This is a genomic window from Magnetospirillum sp. WYHS-4, assembly GCA_039908345.1.
In the GTDB taxonomy this organism is placed as follows: Bacteria; Pseudomonadota; Alphaproteobacteria; order Rhodospirillales; family GLO-3; genus JAMOBD01.
Genome location: JAMOBD010000002.1, coordinates 82,835 through 98,209 on the forward strand (window position 1 = coordinate 82,835; position 15,375 = coordinate 98,209).

Annotated in this window: 16 protein-coding genes; 13 read left to right on the plus strand and 3 right to left on the minus strand. The window is 65.5% G+C overall.

The window, feature by feature from the left end; all coding sequences use genetic code 11:
* Nucleotide 1: 1 nt before the first annotated feature.
* On the plus strand, nucleotides 2-1,243 hold the full coding sequence (locus H7841_01665; protein ID MEO5335590.1) for a methyltransferase domain-containing protein: 1,242 nt from the start codon (nucleotides 2-4) through the stop codon (nucleotides 1,241-1,243).
* Nucleotides 1,244-1,426: 183 nt separating this feature from the next.
* On the opposite strand, the gene H7841_01670 is transcribed toward H7841_01665, so the two are convergent.
* Complete coding sequence (locus H7841_01670) at nucleotides 1,427-2,206, minus strand: transporter substrate-binding domain-containing protein (GenBank protein MEO5335591.1); 780 nt, start codon at nucleotides 2,204-2,206, stop codon at nucleotides 1,427-1,429.
* A 78-nt stretch (nucleotides 2,207-2,284) separates the two neighbouring features.
* Here H7841_01670 and H7841_01675 point away from each other — a divergent pair, with 78 nt between their 5' ends.
* The 8 genes from H7841_01675 (at nucleotide 2,285) to aroC (ending at nucleotide 9,909) form a co-directional block, all read left to right on the plus strand.
* A complete protein-coding gene (locus H7841_01675) occupies nucleotides 2,285-3,250 on the plus strand; it encodes a substrate-binding domain-containing protein (protein ID MEO5335592.1) in 966 nt (321 codons plus the stop codon).
* Between the two features lie 203 nt (nucleotides 3,251-3,453).
* Nucleotides 3,454-3,705, plus strand: coding sequence for an exodeoxyribonuclease VII small subunit (locus tag H7841_01680; protein ID MEO5335593.1), 252 nt, complete (start codon nucleotides 3,454-3,456; stop codon nucleotides 3,703-3,705).
* A gap of 64 nt (nucleotides 3,706-3,769) precedes the next feature.
* Nucleotides 3,770-4,603 carry a polyprenyl synthetase family protein gene (locus H7841_01685; GenBank protein MEO5335594.1) on the plus strand — a complete coding sequence of 278 codons (834 nt, stop codon included), beginning with the start codon at nucleotides 3,770-3,772 and terminating at the stop codon, nucleotides 4,601-4,603.
* A gap of 13 nt (nucleotides 4,604-4,616) precedes the next feature.
* Complete coding sequence (gene dxs / locus H7841_01690; GenBank protein ID MEO5335595.1) at nucleotides 4,617-6,539, plus strand: 1-deoxy-D-xylulose-5-phosphate synthase; 1,923 nt, start codon at nucleotides 4,617-4,619, stop codon at nucleotides 6,537-6,539.
* A gap of 82 nt (nucleotides 6,540-6,621) precedes the next feature.
* Complete coding sequence (locus tag H7841_01695; GenBank protein ID MEO5335596.1) at nucleotides 6,622-6,912, plus strand: helix-turn-helix domain-containing protein; 291 nt, start codon at nucleotides 6,622-6,624, stop codon at nucleotides 6,910-6,912.
* A 234-nt stretch (nucleotides 6,913-7,146) separates the two neighbouring features.
* Complete coding sequence (locus H7841_01700) at nucleotides 7,147-7,887, plus strand: TlyA family RNA methyltransferase (protein MEO5335597.1); 741 nt, start codon at nucleotides 7,147-7,149, stop codon at nucleotides 7,885-7,887.
* Nucleotides 7,888-8,023: 136 nt separating this feature from the next.
* Entirely contained in the window at nucleotides 8,024-8,845 is an 822-nt protein-coding gene (gene fabI / locus H7841_01705) for an enoyl-ACP reductase FabI (GenBank protein ID MEO5335598.1), read from the plus strand.
* The gene (aroC, locus tag H7841_01710) at nucleotides 8,842-9,909 is read left to right on the plus strand and encodes a chorismate synthase (protein MEO5335599.1); all 1,068 of its coding nucleotides are present in this window, start codon (nucleotides 8,842-8,844) and stop codon (nucleotides 9,907-9,909) included. The genes fabI and aroC overlap by 4 nt, the downstream gene beginning before the upstream one ends.
* 53 nt (nucleotides 9,910-9,962) lie before the next feature.
* On the opposite strand, the gene H7841_01715 is transcribed toward aroC, so the two are convergent.
* Nucleotides 9,963-10,892 (minus strand): histone deacetylase family protein, encoded by a 930-nt coding sequence (locus H7841_01715; protein ID MEO5335600.1) that lies wholly within the window; start codon nucleotides 10,890-10,892, stop codon nucleotides 9,963-9,965.
* A 251-nt stretch (nucleotides 10,893-11,143) separates the two neighbouring features.
* On the opposite strand from H7841_01715, the gene H7841_01720 reads away from it, so the two are divergent.
* From H7841_01720 to fmt, 3 genes are all read left to right on the plus strand, one after another.
* A complete protein-coding gene (locus H7841_01720; protein ID MEO5335601.1) occupies nucleotides 11,144-11,500 on the plus strand; it encodes a metalloregulator ArsR/SmtB family transcription factor in 357 nt (118 codons plus the stop codon).
* Between the two features lie 67 nt (nucleotides 11,501-11,567).
* Nucleotides 11,568-12,092, plus strand: coding sequence for a peptide deformylase (gene def / locus H7841_01725; GenBank protein MEO5335602.1), 525 nt, complete (start codon nucleotides 11,568-11,570; stop codon nucleotides 12,090-12,092).
* Nucleotides 12,093-12,100: 8 nt separating this feature from the next.
* Nucleotides 12,101-13,009 (plus strand): methionyl-tRNA formyltransferase, encoded by a 909-nt coding sequence (fmt, locus tag H7841_01730; GenBank protein MEO5335603.1) that lies wholly within the window; start codon nucleotides 12,101-12,103, stop codon nucleotides 13,007-13,009.
* Between the two features lie 25 nt (nucleotides 13,010-13,034).
* On the opposite strand, the gene metG is transcribed toward fmt, so the two are convergent.
* The gene (gene metG, locus H7841_01735) at nucleotides 13,035-14,600 is read right to left on the minus strand and encodes a methionine--tRNA ligase (protein MEO5335604.1); all 1,566 of its coding nucleotides are present in this window, start codon (nucleotides 14,598-14,600) and stop codon (nucleotides 13,035-13,037) included.
* Nucleotides 14,601-14,787: 187 nt separating this feature from the next.
* On the opposite strand from metG, the gene H7841_01740 reads away from it, so the two are divergent.
* Complete coding sequence (locus tag H7841_01740) at nucleotides 14,788-15,372, plus strand: hypothetical protein (GenBank protein ID MEO5335605.1); 585 nt, start codon at nucleotides 14,788-14,790, stop codon at nucleotides 15,370-15,372.
* The last annotated feature ends 3 nt before the right edge of the window (nucleotides 15,373-15,375 follow it).

Consider the following 15,375-nt stretch of genomic DNA (forward strand, 5'->3'; position numbering starts at 1 on the left):
CATGGACGGTACGGCACGGCCGGGCGCGGGTTCGGCGATTTCGGCAACCGCCACGGCGGCAGCGATCTTCTCCCTGGAATGGGAGGCGGACGGGGTGCGTCACCGCGATATCCGCTTCGCGCCCAAGGTACGCCTAGATCTCGACATTTTCCCGCGCGGCCTCGATGCGGCCCTCATGGGACGGCGGGCGGGTGACAAGGCGACGATCGATTTCGGGCCGGGCGACTTGGTGCCGCCCCCCGACTCGGCCAAGGTGGCGAGATTGCCGGCCGCCAAGTTCGACAGCAACTTCATTCCGGATCGCTTCCTGGTTCCGGCGCGGGGGCGCTATTTCCCGCAAGGCATGATTTCCGATGGCCTGCCCGGTCTGTTCAAGGCCAACAACCGCCCTTGCCGTATCGTCCGTATCGATGGCGAGACGCTGACCGTCGATCTCAACTCTCCTTTTGCCGGGCGGGCGGCCCGCTTGGAAACCGAGATCGTTTCCGTGACCGAGGACTCCGGCCAAGGGGGAGGACGATGCCAGGACTGGACCGAATTTCTGACCGACGGCCCCGGCATGCAGGCGCGCCACCTGGGGCAGCCGACCGACTTCTGGCAGCCGGAAGGCTTTCGCCGGGCAGTCGAGAACGATGACGCATCGTTCTATGCCAAGCCCCGGATGGCGGTGCATCTGGACTCCCGGGCCCTGGCGGCGGTGACCGATATCTACCGGCGCCAGCTTTCATCGGGGATGCAGGTGCTCGACCTGATGAGTTCCTTCCGTTCCCACCTGCCCGATGACGAGGGCCTGGGCGAGGTCATCGGCCTTGGCTTGAACGAGCAGGAGATGCGGCGCAATCCGCAACTTTCCGGGCATGTGGTGCACGACCTGAACGCCAATCCACGCCTGCCTTTCGGCACCGGAGCCTTCGATGCCTGCGTCTGCACCGTTTCGGTGGAATACATGCGGCATCCGGTCGATGTCTTCCGGGACGTGGCCCGCGTGCTGCGTCCCGACTCGCCCTTCGTACTGACCTTCTCGCACCGTTGGTTCCCTCCCAAGGTGACGGGCCTCTGGACCGAACTTCATCCCTTCGAGAGGACCGGGTTCGTCCTGGAATGCCTGAGGGAATCCGGCTTCTTCGCCGATCTGGGCAGCGAGTCCCTGCGCGGCCTGCCGCGTCCGGCCGACGATGGCTATTTCCCCCAAGAAACGGTTTCCGATCCGGTATTCGCCGTCTGGGGCCGCCGGATTTCTTGATGCCACCCGTTCGGGTCGGAATGAACTACCCATTGTTTTTCCATGCCGCCACCCGATGAAGTGGCGCGAGTATCAGCATCTCCTGATATGTTCATCCGACATCAAGCGGTTCTTCCCCCGTTTGTTGCATGTGCGAGCCTCCTAAACCGCTGTCCGGTCCGCCGGGCAGCGGTTTTTTTCGCGTCAGGGTGCCGGGGCGATGGCGGCGCGAAGGCTTTCGGGGAAGTACTTGGCGGTCAGGTCGGCGTAAGTCCCGTCCGCCAGCAACTTGGCGACGGCGGCGTCCAGGGCCACCAGAAGGGCCTTGTCCTCCTTGCGGACCGCCATGCGCAACGGCTCGCCCAGCCCGTCCTCGGCGATGGGCTTCCCGACCACGCGGAATCCCTTGTCGCCCCACTTGTTCAGGAAGTCGGCGGCGGGGAACATGGGGACGAAGGCCAAGTCGTGGCGGCCCTTTTGCAGGTCGTCCAGCACGTCGGCCATGGAATAGTGGCCCTCGATCTTGGCGCCGCCGGCCGTCAGGCGCTTCACCCAGGCTTCGTTGGGGGAGTTGTGCTTGACGCCGATCCGCCGGCCCCGCAGCGCTTCAGCCGTCGGCTCGCCCGCGAAGCCAGGGCCGGCGACGAAGACGGAGGCGGTCCGGCAATAGGGAATGCTGAGGGCGACGGCATCGGTCCAGGGATCTGCGCCCGAGGTCGGAGTCGCCAGGATGTCGAAGCGCTTGAGCATCAGGCCGGGCACCCGGTCGCCGGGCGCCACGGCGCGCAGCTTGCACTCGCGGCCCATGGCGGCACAGAGCGCGTTGGCCAGATCCACGTCGAATCCAACAAGGGTCTTGCCGCCCACCACCCAACTGAAGGGCGGAAAGAAGTAGTTGACGGCGACCCTCAGGGGCTTCTCGGCGGCGAAGGCCGGCAGGGCGAGGAAAAGAATCAGGGCGGTGAGGACGAGGCGGCGGGTCATGGCGCCGGACTGTAGCGGCCTTGGCACCCCATGCCAATGGGGTTAGAAGGAAGTAAGGCAACGAGGGAGGACGACTCCATGAACCGATGGACGGCGGCGGCGGCGATCGGGATTCTGGCGGCCGCTCCGGCCGGGGCTGCGGATCGCGATATCCTGCGGGTTGTTGGGTCTTCCAGCTTGTTTCCCTTTTCTTCGGCGGTTGCCGAAGCTTTCCGGCGCGGTTCTCCCTTCCGGGCTCCGGTCGTCGAGTCGACGGGGACTGGCGGGGGATTCAAGATATTCTGCGCCGGGGTGGGGTTGAATACGCCCGACATCGTGACCGCTTCCCGTCCCATCCTTCCGGCCGAAGCCGGAGCCTGCCGGGCCAATGGGGTTTCAGCCTTGGCCGAAGTGGCGCTCGGCCATGGGGCGGTGGTGCTGGCCCAGGCGCGCGGGGGGGCCGCCATGGCCCTGACCCGGCGTCATCTCTGGTTGGGTTTGGCGCGCCAAGTTCCGGTAGGCGGCCGCTTGGCGGCCAATCCCCATCGGCGGTGGAGCGATGTCGATCCGACCCTGCCCGACACTCCGATCCGGGTCTACGGCCCACCGCCCACCTCGGGAACGCGGGATGTCTTCGCCCAGGTGGCTTTGGAAGGAGGCTGCTCCGCCTTCCGCCAAGTCCGCGACCTGCCGGCGGAGAAGCATCGCGAAGCTTGTGAAAGCTTGCGCGAGGACGGGGCCTATGTCGAAGTGGGCGAGGACGATGAGATGGCGATCCGCCGGGTGGCGGCCGACAAGGAAGCATTGGCCGTTGTCGAATTCGGCGCCGTGCTGCGCCACGGAAACCTGGTCCGCGGCGTTCCCGTCGAAGGCATCGTTCCCACGGCCGAATCCATCGGCCTGGGTAACTACCCCCTGGCTCGCGATCTCTACCTCTACGTCAAGAAGGATCACTTGGGGAGCGTGCCGGGCCTGGGGAAATTCGTCGAGGAGTTTTCCTCGCCCGCTGCCATCGGTCCCGAAGGATACCTGTTGCCCTTGGGGCTCGTTCCCTTGGCACGGTGAGGCTTTCCCCACCTGTCGATAGCGACATCACACAGGAATTGGCCGTTTCTGTCATCGACGACTCAAAGAATCACCCCCACAGCAAGACGTAAAGCCGCGTCAACCTGGGTTCGGAGCCCTGGGCCCCGTGACGAAGCCATTGCCCTGGCGGGTTCCTGCCACTAAACTCCGGCCCTTTCTTCGGGATGCCCGAAGGGGGAGCCATGGTCGAAGACAAGCTGCCACGCGATATTTCCCGTCTGAGCTTCGAAGAGGCCCTGGCTGAGCTGGAGGCCATCGTGCGCCGCTTGGAGGGAGGTGCCGAGGGGCTGGAGGAGGCCATCGCAGCCGCCGAACGGGGCGCGCAGCTCAAGCGCCATTGCGAGGCCAAGTTGAAGGAGGCCCGCATGCGGGTGGAACGAATAGTCTTGGGGCCCGGCGGCGAGCCGGGCACCGAGCCCATGGATGCCGAATGAGGATTCCTTCGTGACCGACTTCCGCGAACAGTTGACCGTGGCCGCCGCCCGGGTGGCCGAATTCATGGACAGCCTGCTGCCGGTGGACGACATCCCCGAGCGCCGCCTGCTGGAAGCCATGCGCTACGCCACCGTGGCCGGCGGCAAGCGCATCCGGCCCTTCATGGTGATGGCCGGGGCCCGTCTGTTCGGCGTGGCCGAGGAAAGCGCGCTGCGGACCGGCGCCGCCGTCGAGATGATCCATTGCTATTCCCTGGTTCACGACGACCTGCCGGCCATGGACGACGACGACCTCCGGCGCGGCCAGCCCACCTGCCACAAGAAATTCGACGAGGCCACCGCCATCCTGGCCGGCGATGCCCTTCTGACCCAGGCCTTCGAAGTGCTGGGCCACCCCGCCACCCATTCCGACCCGCTGGTGCGGGCCGACCTGGTGGTCGAACTGGCCAAGGCCGCCGGCCCCCAAGGTATGGTGGGCGGGCAGATGATGGACTTGCTGGCCGAGAAGAATCCGCTGTCCCTGGATGGAATCACCCGCCTGCAACGCATGAAGACCGGCGCCCTGATCGCATTTTCCTGCGAAGCGGGGGCGATTCTCGGCAAGGCGCCGCCCCAGGCCCGCCAGGCCCTCAAGGCCTATGCCCACGACCTGGGGCTCGCTTTCCAGATCGTCGACGATCTGCTGGACGTGGAAGGCGACGAAAAGGAAGTCGGCAAGAAGGTCCGCAAGGACGCCAAGGCCGGAAAGGCCACCTTCGTCTCCTTGCTGGGAATCGAGCGGGCGCGGGAGCAGGCGCGTCTTCTTGGCGACCAAGCCGTCAGGCACCTTGAAATCTTCGCCGAAAAAGCGGACCCTTTGCGGGGCCTTGCCGAATTCATCCTGAAGCGGCGATCCTGAGGCGAGAACGCGCGTGACCCACGACCACAAGACTCCTCTCCTGGACTTGGTCCGGGAGCCAGCGGACATCCGGCATTTCTCGGTCGAACAGCTCGAGCAGCTGTCCGAGGAGATTCGTCGCGAGGTGATTCGCGTCGTCTCGCGCACCGGGGGCCACCTGGGGGCGAGCCTGGGCGTGGTCGAACTGACGGTCGCCCTGCACCATATCTTCAATACCCCGGACGACCGCCTGATCTGGGATGTGGGCCACCAAGCCTATCCCCACAAGATTCTCACCGGCCGGCGCGCCCGCATGCCGACGCTCCGCCAGGGCGGCGGCATTTCGGGCTTCACCCGGCGGGTGGAAAGCATCTACGATCCCTTCGGGGCCGGGCACAGTTCGACCTCCATTTCGGCCGGACTCGGGATGGCGGTGGCACGCGACCGCAAGGGCGAGAAGAACCATGTCATCGCCGTGATCGGCGATGGCGCCATGAGCGCCGGCATGGCCTACGAGGCGATGAACAACGCCGGCGCGATGGAATCGCGCCTGATCGTCATCCTGAACGACAACGACATGTCCATCGCGCCGCCGGTGGGGGCCATGAGCGCCTACCTGTCGCGGGTGATCTCGTCCAAGTCGTTCCGCTCGCTGCGCCATTTCGCCCGCGACATCACCGACAAGCTGCCGCGCTCGCTCAGCATCGCCGCCCGCAAGGCGGAAGAATACGCCCGCGGCATGGTCACCGGCGGCACCCTGTTCGAAGAGATGGGCTTCTACTACGTCGGCCCGGTCGACGGCCACAATCTGGAACACCTGCTGCCGGTGCTGAAGAACCTGCGCGACGATCTCGACCCGGCCCCGGTGCTGCTGCACGTGGTGACCGAGAAGGGCCACGGCTATGCGCCGGCCGAGGAAGCCCACGACAAGTATCACGGCGTCGGCAAGTTCGACCTGGTGACCGGCGAACTGGTCAAGCCCAAGGCCAACGCCCCGTCCTATACCGACGTCTTCGCCAAGGCCCTGGTCAAGGTGGCGGAGAAGGACGAGAAGATCGTGGGCATCACGGCCGCCATGCCGGCCGGCACGGGCCTCGATCATTTCGCCGAACGCTTTCCCGAGCGCTTCTTCGACGTCGGCATCGCCGAACAGCATGCGGTCACCTTCGCCGCCGGCTTGGCCGTGGAAGGCTTCAAGCCCTTCTGCGCCATCTATTCCAGTTTCCTGCAGCGGGCCTACGATCAGGTGATGCACGATGCGGTGCTGCAGGGGCTGCCGGTGCGTTTGGCAATCGACAGGGCCGGCTTGGTGGGGGCCGACGGCGCCACCCACGCCGGCGCCTTCGATCTGGCCTTCCTCTGTTGTTTGCCCAACATCGTGGTCATGGCCCCGTCCGACGAGGCCGAACTGGTCCATATGATCGCCACGGCGGCGGCCATCGACGACCGGGTCAGCGCGGTGCGCTATCCGCGTGGCGAAGGCGTGGGGGTCGATCTGCCCGAGGAAGGGCAGGTGCTGCCCATCGGCAAGGGGCGCATCATCCGCGAAGGCTCCAAGGTCGCTATCCTGAGCCTCGGCACCCGCCTCCAGGAAGCCTTGAAGGCGGCCGAGGAACTGGCGGGGCGCGGCCTGTCCACCACCGTGGCCGATGCCCGCTTCGCCAAGCCCATCGATACCGACCTGATCCGCCGCCTGGCGACCGGGCACGAGGTTCTCTTGACCGTCGAGGAAGGCTCGGCCGGCGGCTTCGGCGCCCATGTCATGCAGTTCCTGGCCTCGGAAGGCCTGCTGGACAACGGCCTCAAGTTCCGCCCGCTGACGTTGCCCGACGTGTTCCAGGAACACGACAGCCCGGACAAGCAGTTGGAAGCGGCCGGCCTCACCGCCCCCAACATCGTCGCCACCGCGCTTTCCGCCCTCGGCCGCGCGGACGAGGCCGCGGCGGTAAGGGCCTAGCAAGCCCCTTCCACCACCACGGCACAAAGACACCAAGGAAAGGGGCTTGGTGGTTCGCTGTTCGAACTTGCGGGAGTGCCTGATGGGTGTCGCGAGGGATGGACTTGGAGTAGCAGAAGTTCTGGCGCGGGTGCTTACCGGTACGGAAGAGGTCTTTCCGGAGTCTCTTGCGCGGTCCTTGGTAAGTGGCGCCAATCGTATCAAGGCCTACAGGGAATACCGGGGCCTGACGCAGAAGGAACTGGCGGCCAAGGCGGACATCAATCCGGTCTATCTGTCCCAGATCGAGCGGGGCAAGCGCACCGGCTCCGTCGAGACCCTGAAGGCCATTGCCTCGGCCCTCGGGGTCGAGGTCGACGACCTGATCCCTTGATCGTCCGTCAGTTCCCTGTTGCCCCATACGCAACCCATGGCATGCTGTCGGAAATCACAGCGCCATCAAGGGTGACGGGCCATGGGCGGACGGGAAGAAGCGGACGCCGAACAAGATGGACTTGGCGCGCAAGGCCTGCGAGAAGGGCGTCGAGCTGGATGTTCTCGATCTGCGGGAGCGGGTCCGAGGTCTCGCTGCCATCATCCGTCGCGCCAACGGAAAGCCGCCTTTGGGATGACCAAGAAACGCCTCGACCAACTCCTCGTCGACCGCGGGCTGGTGGAAAGCCGCAGCCGGGCTCAGGCGCTCGTCATGGCCGGGCTGGTGTATTCGGGCACAAGGCGGCTCGACAAGCCCGGTACGGCCTTGCCCGAGGACATCGCCCTGGAGGTCAAGGGACGCGACCATCCCTGGGTGTCGCGGGGCGGCGTCAAGCTGGCCCACGGCCTGGCCCATTTCGGCATCGATCCCGACGGCTTGGTCTGTCTGGACCTGGGCGCTTCCACCGGCGGCTTCACCGATGTGCTGCTGACCCACGGGGCGGCCAAGGTCTATGCGGTCGACGTGGGGCGCGGGCAACTGGCCTGGAAGCTTCGGGAAGATCCGCGCGTCGTGGTGCTGGAGGAAACCAACGCCCGGCACCTGACCGCCGGCCAGGTGCCGGAACCCATCGGCCTGATCGTCTGCGACGCCAGCTTCATCGGGCTGGAAACCCTGCTACCCGCTCCCCTCGCCCTGGCGGCCCCCGGCGCCCACCTGGTTGCCCTCGTCAAGCCCCAGTTCGAGGTTGGCAAGGGCCGGGTGGGCAAGGGGGGCGTGGTGCGCGACCCGGACCTGCATGCCGAAGTCTGCGAGCGCATCCGTGCATGGTTGGCGGCGCGGCAGGGCTGGACCGTGCTGGGAATCGCCGAAAGCCCCATCGCCGGCCCCGAAGGCAACAAGGAATTCCTCATCGCCGGCCGTCTGGACGGTTGACGCCCGACGCTCCGGGGTATAGGCACGTCTACCTGCCCGGCCGGGCGGCTATCGGCGTTTCCGGCATTCGGGTAGTATCCGGTTGAACCGCGTACCTCAAGACCAACAACCGAGCGAGGAATTCATGACGTTCTCGGTGCCGCTGATGGCGGGCAAGAAGGGCCTGATCATGGGCGTGGCCAACGATCGCTCCATCGCCTGGGGCATCGCCAGGGCCGTCCATGCCCAGGGGGCCGACTTGGCCTTCACCTACCAGGGCGAAGCGCTGCAGAAGCGGGTCAAGCCGCTGGCAGAATCCCTGGGCTGCGACCTCGTAATGCCTTGCGACGTGACCGATGCCGGGTCCCTGGACGCGGTCTTCGACGCCATCGCCGAACGGTGGGGCCGACTGGACTTCCTGGTCCATGCCATCGCCTATTCGGACAAGGAACAGCTCAAGGGCCGCTACCTGGACACCACGCCCGACAACTTCGCCATGACGATGAACATCTCCTGCTATTCGTTCACCTCGGTCTGCCAGCGGGCCGAGCGCCTGATGACCGAAGGCGGGAGCCTGCTAACCCTCACCTACCTGGGCGCCGAGAAAGTGACCCCCCATTACAACGTCATGGGTGTCGCCAAGGCGGCCCTGGAGGCTAGCGTGCGCTACCTTGCCGAGGACCTGGGCAAGCAGGGCATCCGAGTCAACGCCATGTCGGCAGGTCCGATGCGGACCCTGGCGGCGGCGGGGATCGGCGACTTCCGCTATATCCTCAAATGGAACGAGTACAATTCTCCCCTGCGCCGCAACATCACCCTGGACGACGTCGGCGGGGCGGGGCTCTACCTGCTGAGCGGCCTGTCCTCCGGCGTGACCGGCGAGGTCCACCACGTGGATTCCGGCTACCATGTCGTCGGCATGAAGGCGGTGGATGCTCCGGACATATCGGTGAACAAGAACGGCAACGGGCAGGAATGACCGGCAGCACCTTCGGGCACCTGTTCCGCGTCTCGACCTTCGGCGAAAGCCACGGGCCGGCGCTGGGCTGCGTGATCGACGGAGTGCCGCCGCGTCTTTCTTTGTGCGAGGCCGACATCCAGAAGGAACTGGACCGCCGCAAGCCCGGCCAATCGCGCTTCACCACCCAGCGCCAGGAACCGGACACGGTGGAGATCCTGTCCGGGGTGTTCGAGGGCCTGACCACCGGCACGCCCATCGGGCTCCTGATCCGCAACCAGGACCAGCGCTCCAAGGACTACGGCGAGATCGCCGACAAGTTCCGTCCCGGCCACGCCGACTATACCTATTGGAAGAAGTACGGCATCCGCGACCATCGGGGCGGCGGACGGGCCAGCGCCCGCGAGACGGCCATGCGGGTGGCGGCCGGCGCCGTGGCCCGCAAGGTACTGGGCGACGGAATATCCATCCGCGGCGCCGTGGTCGCCATCGGCCCCCACGAAGTCGACCGCGCCCGCTGGGACTGGGCGGAAGTCGCCAACAATCCTTTCTTCTCCCCCGACGCCCAGACCGCCAAGGCCTGGGAGTCTTATCTGGACGGCATCCGCAAGGCCGGCTCGTCGGTCGGCGCGGTAATCGAGGTGGTGGCTTCCGGCCTGCCCGCAGGCCTGGGGGAACCCATCTTCGATCGCCTGGACGCCGACATCGCCAAAGGCCTGATGAGCATTCCCGCCGTCAAGGGCGTGGAAATCGGCGAGGGATTCGCCGCCGCTCGCCTGACGGGTCCGGGAAATGCCGACGAGATGCGCATGCAAGACGGACAAGTGGCCTTCCTGTCCAACCATGCAGGCGGAGTGCTGGGAGGTATTTCGACCGGGCAGGACGTGGTGGCGCGCCTGGCGCTCAAACCCACCAGTTCCATCCTGACGCCACGCCGCACGGTGACCGTCGATGGACAGGACACCGAGATCGTCACCAAAGGTCGGCACGACCCCTGTGTCGGCATCCGGGGCGTTCCCGTGGCCGAAGCCATGATGGCCCTGGTGCTGGCCGACCACCTGCTGCGCCAGAAGGCACGAAATTAAGGACGGCCAGGGCCTTCAATATTACTCGAAATCGGCGACGTTGCCGCCACCGCTCAATGCCCCATCAGCGCCCGCATGTGCGCGGCGACACTCATGGAGAGGGCTTGGAGATCGTAGCCGCCTTCCAGGCAGGAGACCACCCGCCCCTTGCAGCAGGCGTCGGCCACCTTGAGCAACTCGCGCGTCACCCACCCGAAATCCTCGGTCTGGACGCGCAGATAGGCCAACGGGTCGCGGGCGTGCGCGTCGAAACCGGCCGAGATGATCAGCAACTCGGGCTTGAAGTTGCTCAACGCCGGAAGGATGATTTCGGAATAGGCGCGACGGAACTCCTCCGAGCCCGAACCAGGCGCCAAGGGAACGTTGACGATGTTGCCGGCCACGCCATGGTCGTGCTCGCGCCCGGTACCCGGATAGGCGGGCCACTGGTGGCTGGAGGCATAGAACAACGAACCGTCCTCCCAGAATTCATCCTGGGTGCCGTTGCCATGATGGACGTCGAAGTCGACCACCGCCACCCGGCGGATGCCGTGGGCGGCGCGGGCATGGTAGGCGGCCACCGCCACGTTGTTGAACAGGCAGAATCCCATGGCCCGAGCCCGTTCGGCGTGGTGGCCGGGCGGACGGACGGCGCAGAAGACGTTGCGCGCCTCGCCCGTCATCACCGCGTCGACGGCGGCGCAGGCGCCTCCGGCGGCGCGCAGGGCGGCCTCGGCCGAAGCCGGACTCATGCCGGTATCGGCATCGAGATGACGGTGTCCGGTGGCGGGGCCATTGTCCAGGATGTCGGCTACATAGGCCGGATCGTGCACCCGCTCCAGCGCGGCACGGTCGGCGAGCGGCGCCTCCATCCTCACCAGGTAGACGAACTCCTGGGTCTCCAGGGCTTGGAGGATGACCCGCAGGCGGTCGGGACTTTCGGGGTGATGTTCGCCCATCTCGTGCAGGAGGCAGATGGGGTGGGTGATCAGCAAGGTCGGCATGGACCGCATTCTGCGACAGACCGGCATGTCCTGCCAATGCGCTTTCGCTATCGCAGACATGAATTATTGCAGCGCAACATCACGGCGACGCGAGAAGCCCCGCCAATTTGGTGGATGCGAAAAATAATCGTCCGGAATCCGACAAAAATCGATTGTGCGCCGCACACTGAAATTTGGAAAAAGGGGCTGGTTAAGCCAGCTTCATTCCTGTAATTTAACCTTATCTCATATAAGGAAGGCTCGATATGTCGATCGACCTCGACAAGCTTCAGGAGAACGCCCGCCGAGCCAGCGTGCTTCTCAAGGCCATGAGCAACCAGCACCGCCTGCTGATTCTCTGCCAACTGGCGACCGGCGAGAAGTGCGTCAGCGAACTGGAAAAGATGATCGGCCTGTCGCAGTCGGCCCTGTCCCAGCACTTGGCGCGGCTGCGCCGGGACGATCTGGTGCATACCCGGCGGTCGGCACAGACCATTTTCTATTCCCTGTCGGGGGAAGAGGCGAGCGCGGTCATCGAGACCCTCTACGCGCTTTATTGCGGCACCCCGGAATCCCGTGCCGCCGGCATTCCCGATTCCCTGCCCGCCCGTCCAGCGGCTTCCTGCTGAGCGGCTTGACGGCCGCCCTCTTCCGCCCTATGTGGAAGGCAAGAACCGATTGGGATTCCTTGCTTCCATGGCCCTCCTCGAGATCCTTGTCGCCCCCGACCCCCGCCTGAAGAAGAAGGCCGCCCGCGTCGATAAGGTCGACGCCGGCGTCCGTCGGCTGATGGACGACATGATGGAAACCATGCACGAAGCCCACGGCATCGGCCTCGCGGCCCCGCAGGTGGCCGTGTCCAAGCGGGTGATCGTGCTGGACGTTGCCCGCGAGGGTGAAGACCCCATGCCGCTCTACATGGCCAATCCGGAAATCGTCTGGGCCTCCGACGACCTGTCGACCCGCGAGGAAGGTTGCCTTTCCCTACCTGAGCAGTTCGCCGAGGTCACCCGCCCGGCCCGCATTCGGGTCCGCTACTTGGACCACGATAACGTAGAACGCGAACTGGAGGCCGAGGGCATCCTCTCGGTCTGTTTACAGCACGAGATGGACCATCTGGAAGGCACCCTGTTCGTCGATCGCATCTCCATGCTGAAGCGGAGCATGATCATGCGCCGCCTGACCAAGGCGCGGAAGGGTTCCGCGGCCGGCGTCCTGTGAGTTCCTCCTTGCGCCTCGCCTTCATGGGCAGTCCGGACTTCTCGGTCCCCATCCTGGAATCCTTACTGGCAGCCGGACACCACGTCGCCTGCGTCTATTCCCAGCCCCCCAAACCGGCCGGGCGCGGCCACAAGGAACGCCCCTGCCCCGTCCATGCCTTCGCCGCCGGCAGGGGACTGCCGGTCCGTACCCCGCGCAGCCTCAAGGATGCGGAAGCTCAAGCCGCTTTCGCCGCCCTGGGGGTCGACTTGGCGGTGGTGGCTGCCTACGGGCTGATCCTGCCCAAGAAGGTGCTGGAGGCGCCCCGCCTAGGCTGCCTGAACGTCCATGCCTCCCTGTTGCCGCGCTGGCGCGGCGCGGCGCCCATACAACGGGCCATCCTGGCCGGCGACCGCGAGACCGGCATCACCATCATGCGGATGGACGAAGGCCTGGATACCGGAGCCATGCTGATTAGGGAAACAGTGCCCATCGCCGCCGACACCACGGCGTCGGGCCTACACGACACCCTGGCTGCCCTGGGGGCGCGGCTGATCGTCGAGGCGCTGGCCCACCTGCCCGAACTGGAGCCCGTCCCCCAGCCGACGGAAGGCGTCACCTACGCGAAGAAGCTGGATAAGGACGAGGGCCGCATCGACTGGACCCTGCCAGCCGTCGAGATCGAACGCCGGGTGCGAGCCCTCAATCCCTGGCCGGGCGTCTGGTGCGAAGACGAAGGGGTACGGTTGAAAATCCTTTCCGTCACCCCCACCCAGGGCTCCGGCGAGCCGGGCCGAGTCCTCGATAGCCACTTGGCCATCGCCTGTGGCACCGGAGCGCTACGCATCGTCCGCCTGCAGAAGGAAGGCAAATCGGCCCTGGATGCCGAAACCTTCCTGCGCGGCAGCCCCCTGCCCGTCGGCAGGAGATTAAAGTAGATTCATCGGGAACGGTGATAACAGCTTAGCAAGTCTTGTCTTTTTCCCCGTCTTCCACGAAGCGCGGAAAGACGCCTTGCGGGGGCGGCAGGGAAATTCCGGGAACCAAGGCGTGCTCGGCCCCCAGGTAGGCGAAGGTCCGGTGCAGGGGCGCCACGGCCAACTGGTCGAGCATTCTTCCCGCCGAATCCGGCACGAAGGGCTGGGCCAGCAGGGCCAAGTGCCGGATGGTCTCGGCCAGGACGTACAGCACGGTCCCCATGCGGGCCGGGTCCTCCTTCTTCAGCTTCCAAGGAGCCTGGTGGTCGACATAGCCGTTGGCCGCCCGGACGACCATCCACAGGGTGTCCAGGGCCTCGTGGAAGGACTGCACCTCCAGGGCATGGCGGATCTTGCCTAACAAGGCATGGGCACTGCCCAGCATCTCGCGGTCGTCGTCCGTGAACTCGCGATGCATCGGCACCGTGCCGGCACAGTTCTTGGCGATCATGGACAGCACCCGCTGCGCCAAGTTGCCGAAGTCGTTGGCCAGATCGCTGTTCATCCGGTGCACCATGGCGGCATGGGAGTAATCGCCGTCGTTACCGAAGGGCACCTCGCGCAGCAGGAAATACCGGGTCTGGTCCAGGCCATACTTGGCGATCAGCGCCAACGGATCGATGACGTTGCCGACCGACTTGGATATCTTCTGGCCCTCGTTGGTCCACCAGCCGTGGGCGAAGACGCGCCGGGGCGGCTCCAGGCCCGCCGCCATCAGGAAGGCCGGCCAGTAGACGGCATGGAAGCGCAGGATATCCTTGCCCACCATGTGGACGTCGGCGGGCCAGTAGGTCCTGTATTCTCCCGCTTCCGTGTCCGGATAGCCGACGGCGGTGATGTAGTTGGTCAGGGCGTCCAGCCAGACGTACATGATGTGGGCGTCGTTGCCGGGCACCGGGATGCCCCAGGAAAAGGTAGTCCGCGACACGGAAAGATCCTGCAGCCCGCCCTTGACGAAGCTCATCACCTCGTTGAAGCGGCTTTTGGGCAGGATGCAGTCCGGGTTGGCCTCGTAGTAGGCGATCAGACGTTCCTGCCAGGCGGACAGGCGGAAGAAGTAGCTGGGCTCCTCGACCCATTCGACCTCGGCGCCCGTGGGGGCCAGCTTCTTGCCGCCGGGACCGGAAACCAGTTCGCCCTCGGCATAGAAGGCCTCGTCGCGCACCGCGTACCAGCCGGCATAGGACCCCAGGAAGATTTCGCCCTTTTCCTCCAGCACCTTCCAGAGATGCTGGCAGGAACGCAGATGCCGTTCCTCGGTGGTGCGGATGAAGTCGTCGTTGGAGAAATTCATCGCCTTCGCCAAGTCGCGGAAATTCTGCGAAACCTTGTCGGTGAAGGCCCTGGGGTCCATGCCCGAGGCCTTGGCGGATTTTTCCACCTTCTGGCCGTGTTCGTCGGTGCCGGTGAGGAACTTGACGTCGAAGCCATCCAGGCGCTTGAACCGCGCCAGCACGTCGCAGGCCAGCGTAGTGTAAGCATGGCCGATGTGGGGCACGTCGTTGACGTAGTAGATGGGCGTGGTGATGTAGAAACGCTTGGACGCGCTCATGGACCGCTCCGGGCTCATTGCCGACACATCAACTGGTATAGGGGCCCTCCCACCCGGTCAAGAAATTCCGGGGCTGCGGATGCCACTGTGGAAAACGGGTGACTTTCCGTGCGGATATCTCTATTCTACGAAGCGCAGGGACTATCGGGCTGCATGGGGATTTAGCGTCAATTCGACGGGTGGGATCATGGCTTCATCGCTCAACGCATTGGGAAACAAGACCGTAGACGACTACTACGCCCAGCGTGGGCTTACCCGCCCGGACGCCAAGAAGAAGGCAACCGACTCAAAGGCCAAGGCGGCGACCAAGACGGCGCCGGCCGAGCCCCAGCGTCCCGCACCGCGGGAGGCTCTTCAGGGCGCGGTGGCGAAGGCCGGCCAGAAGACCCAGGACGTCCTGGCCAAGGCCGACGAGAAATTGACCCAGGAAATCAAAACGGCGGCCGAGCGGGGCGACACCAGAAAGGCCAAGGAACTGACCGAAAAGCAGGCCGAACTGCGCTCCGTCATCGAGACGACGAAGAAGTCCTCCGCCCAGCAGAGCGCCACCCTCAAGGACAAGCTGGAAGTTTCTGCCACCCAAGCGGCCGATACCAAGGCCCTGGACAAGGCGAGCCAGGAGAAGGCGACGACGAAGGCAGCGGTAACCGACCAGCTTGCGGCGGCCAGGGCTGCGGCGGCCGAAGGAGACCGCGTCGTCCAGGCGCTGGCGGCGCAGAATGCGCAGACGAGAAACGCCAGGCGGGGTTCGCTGTTCGATTTCTCGGCCTGATCG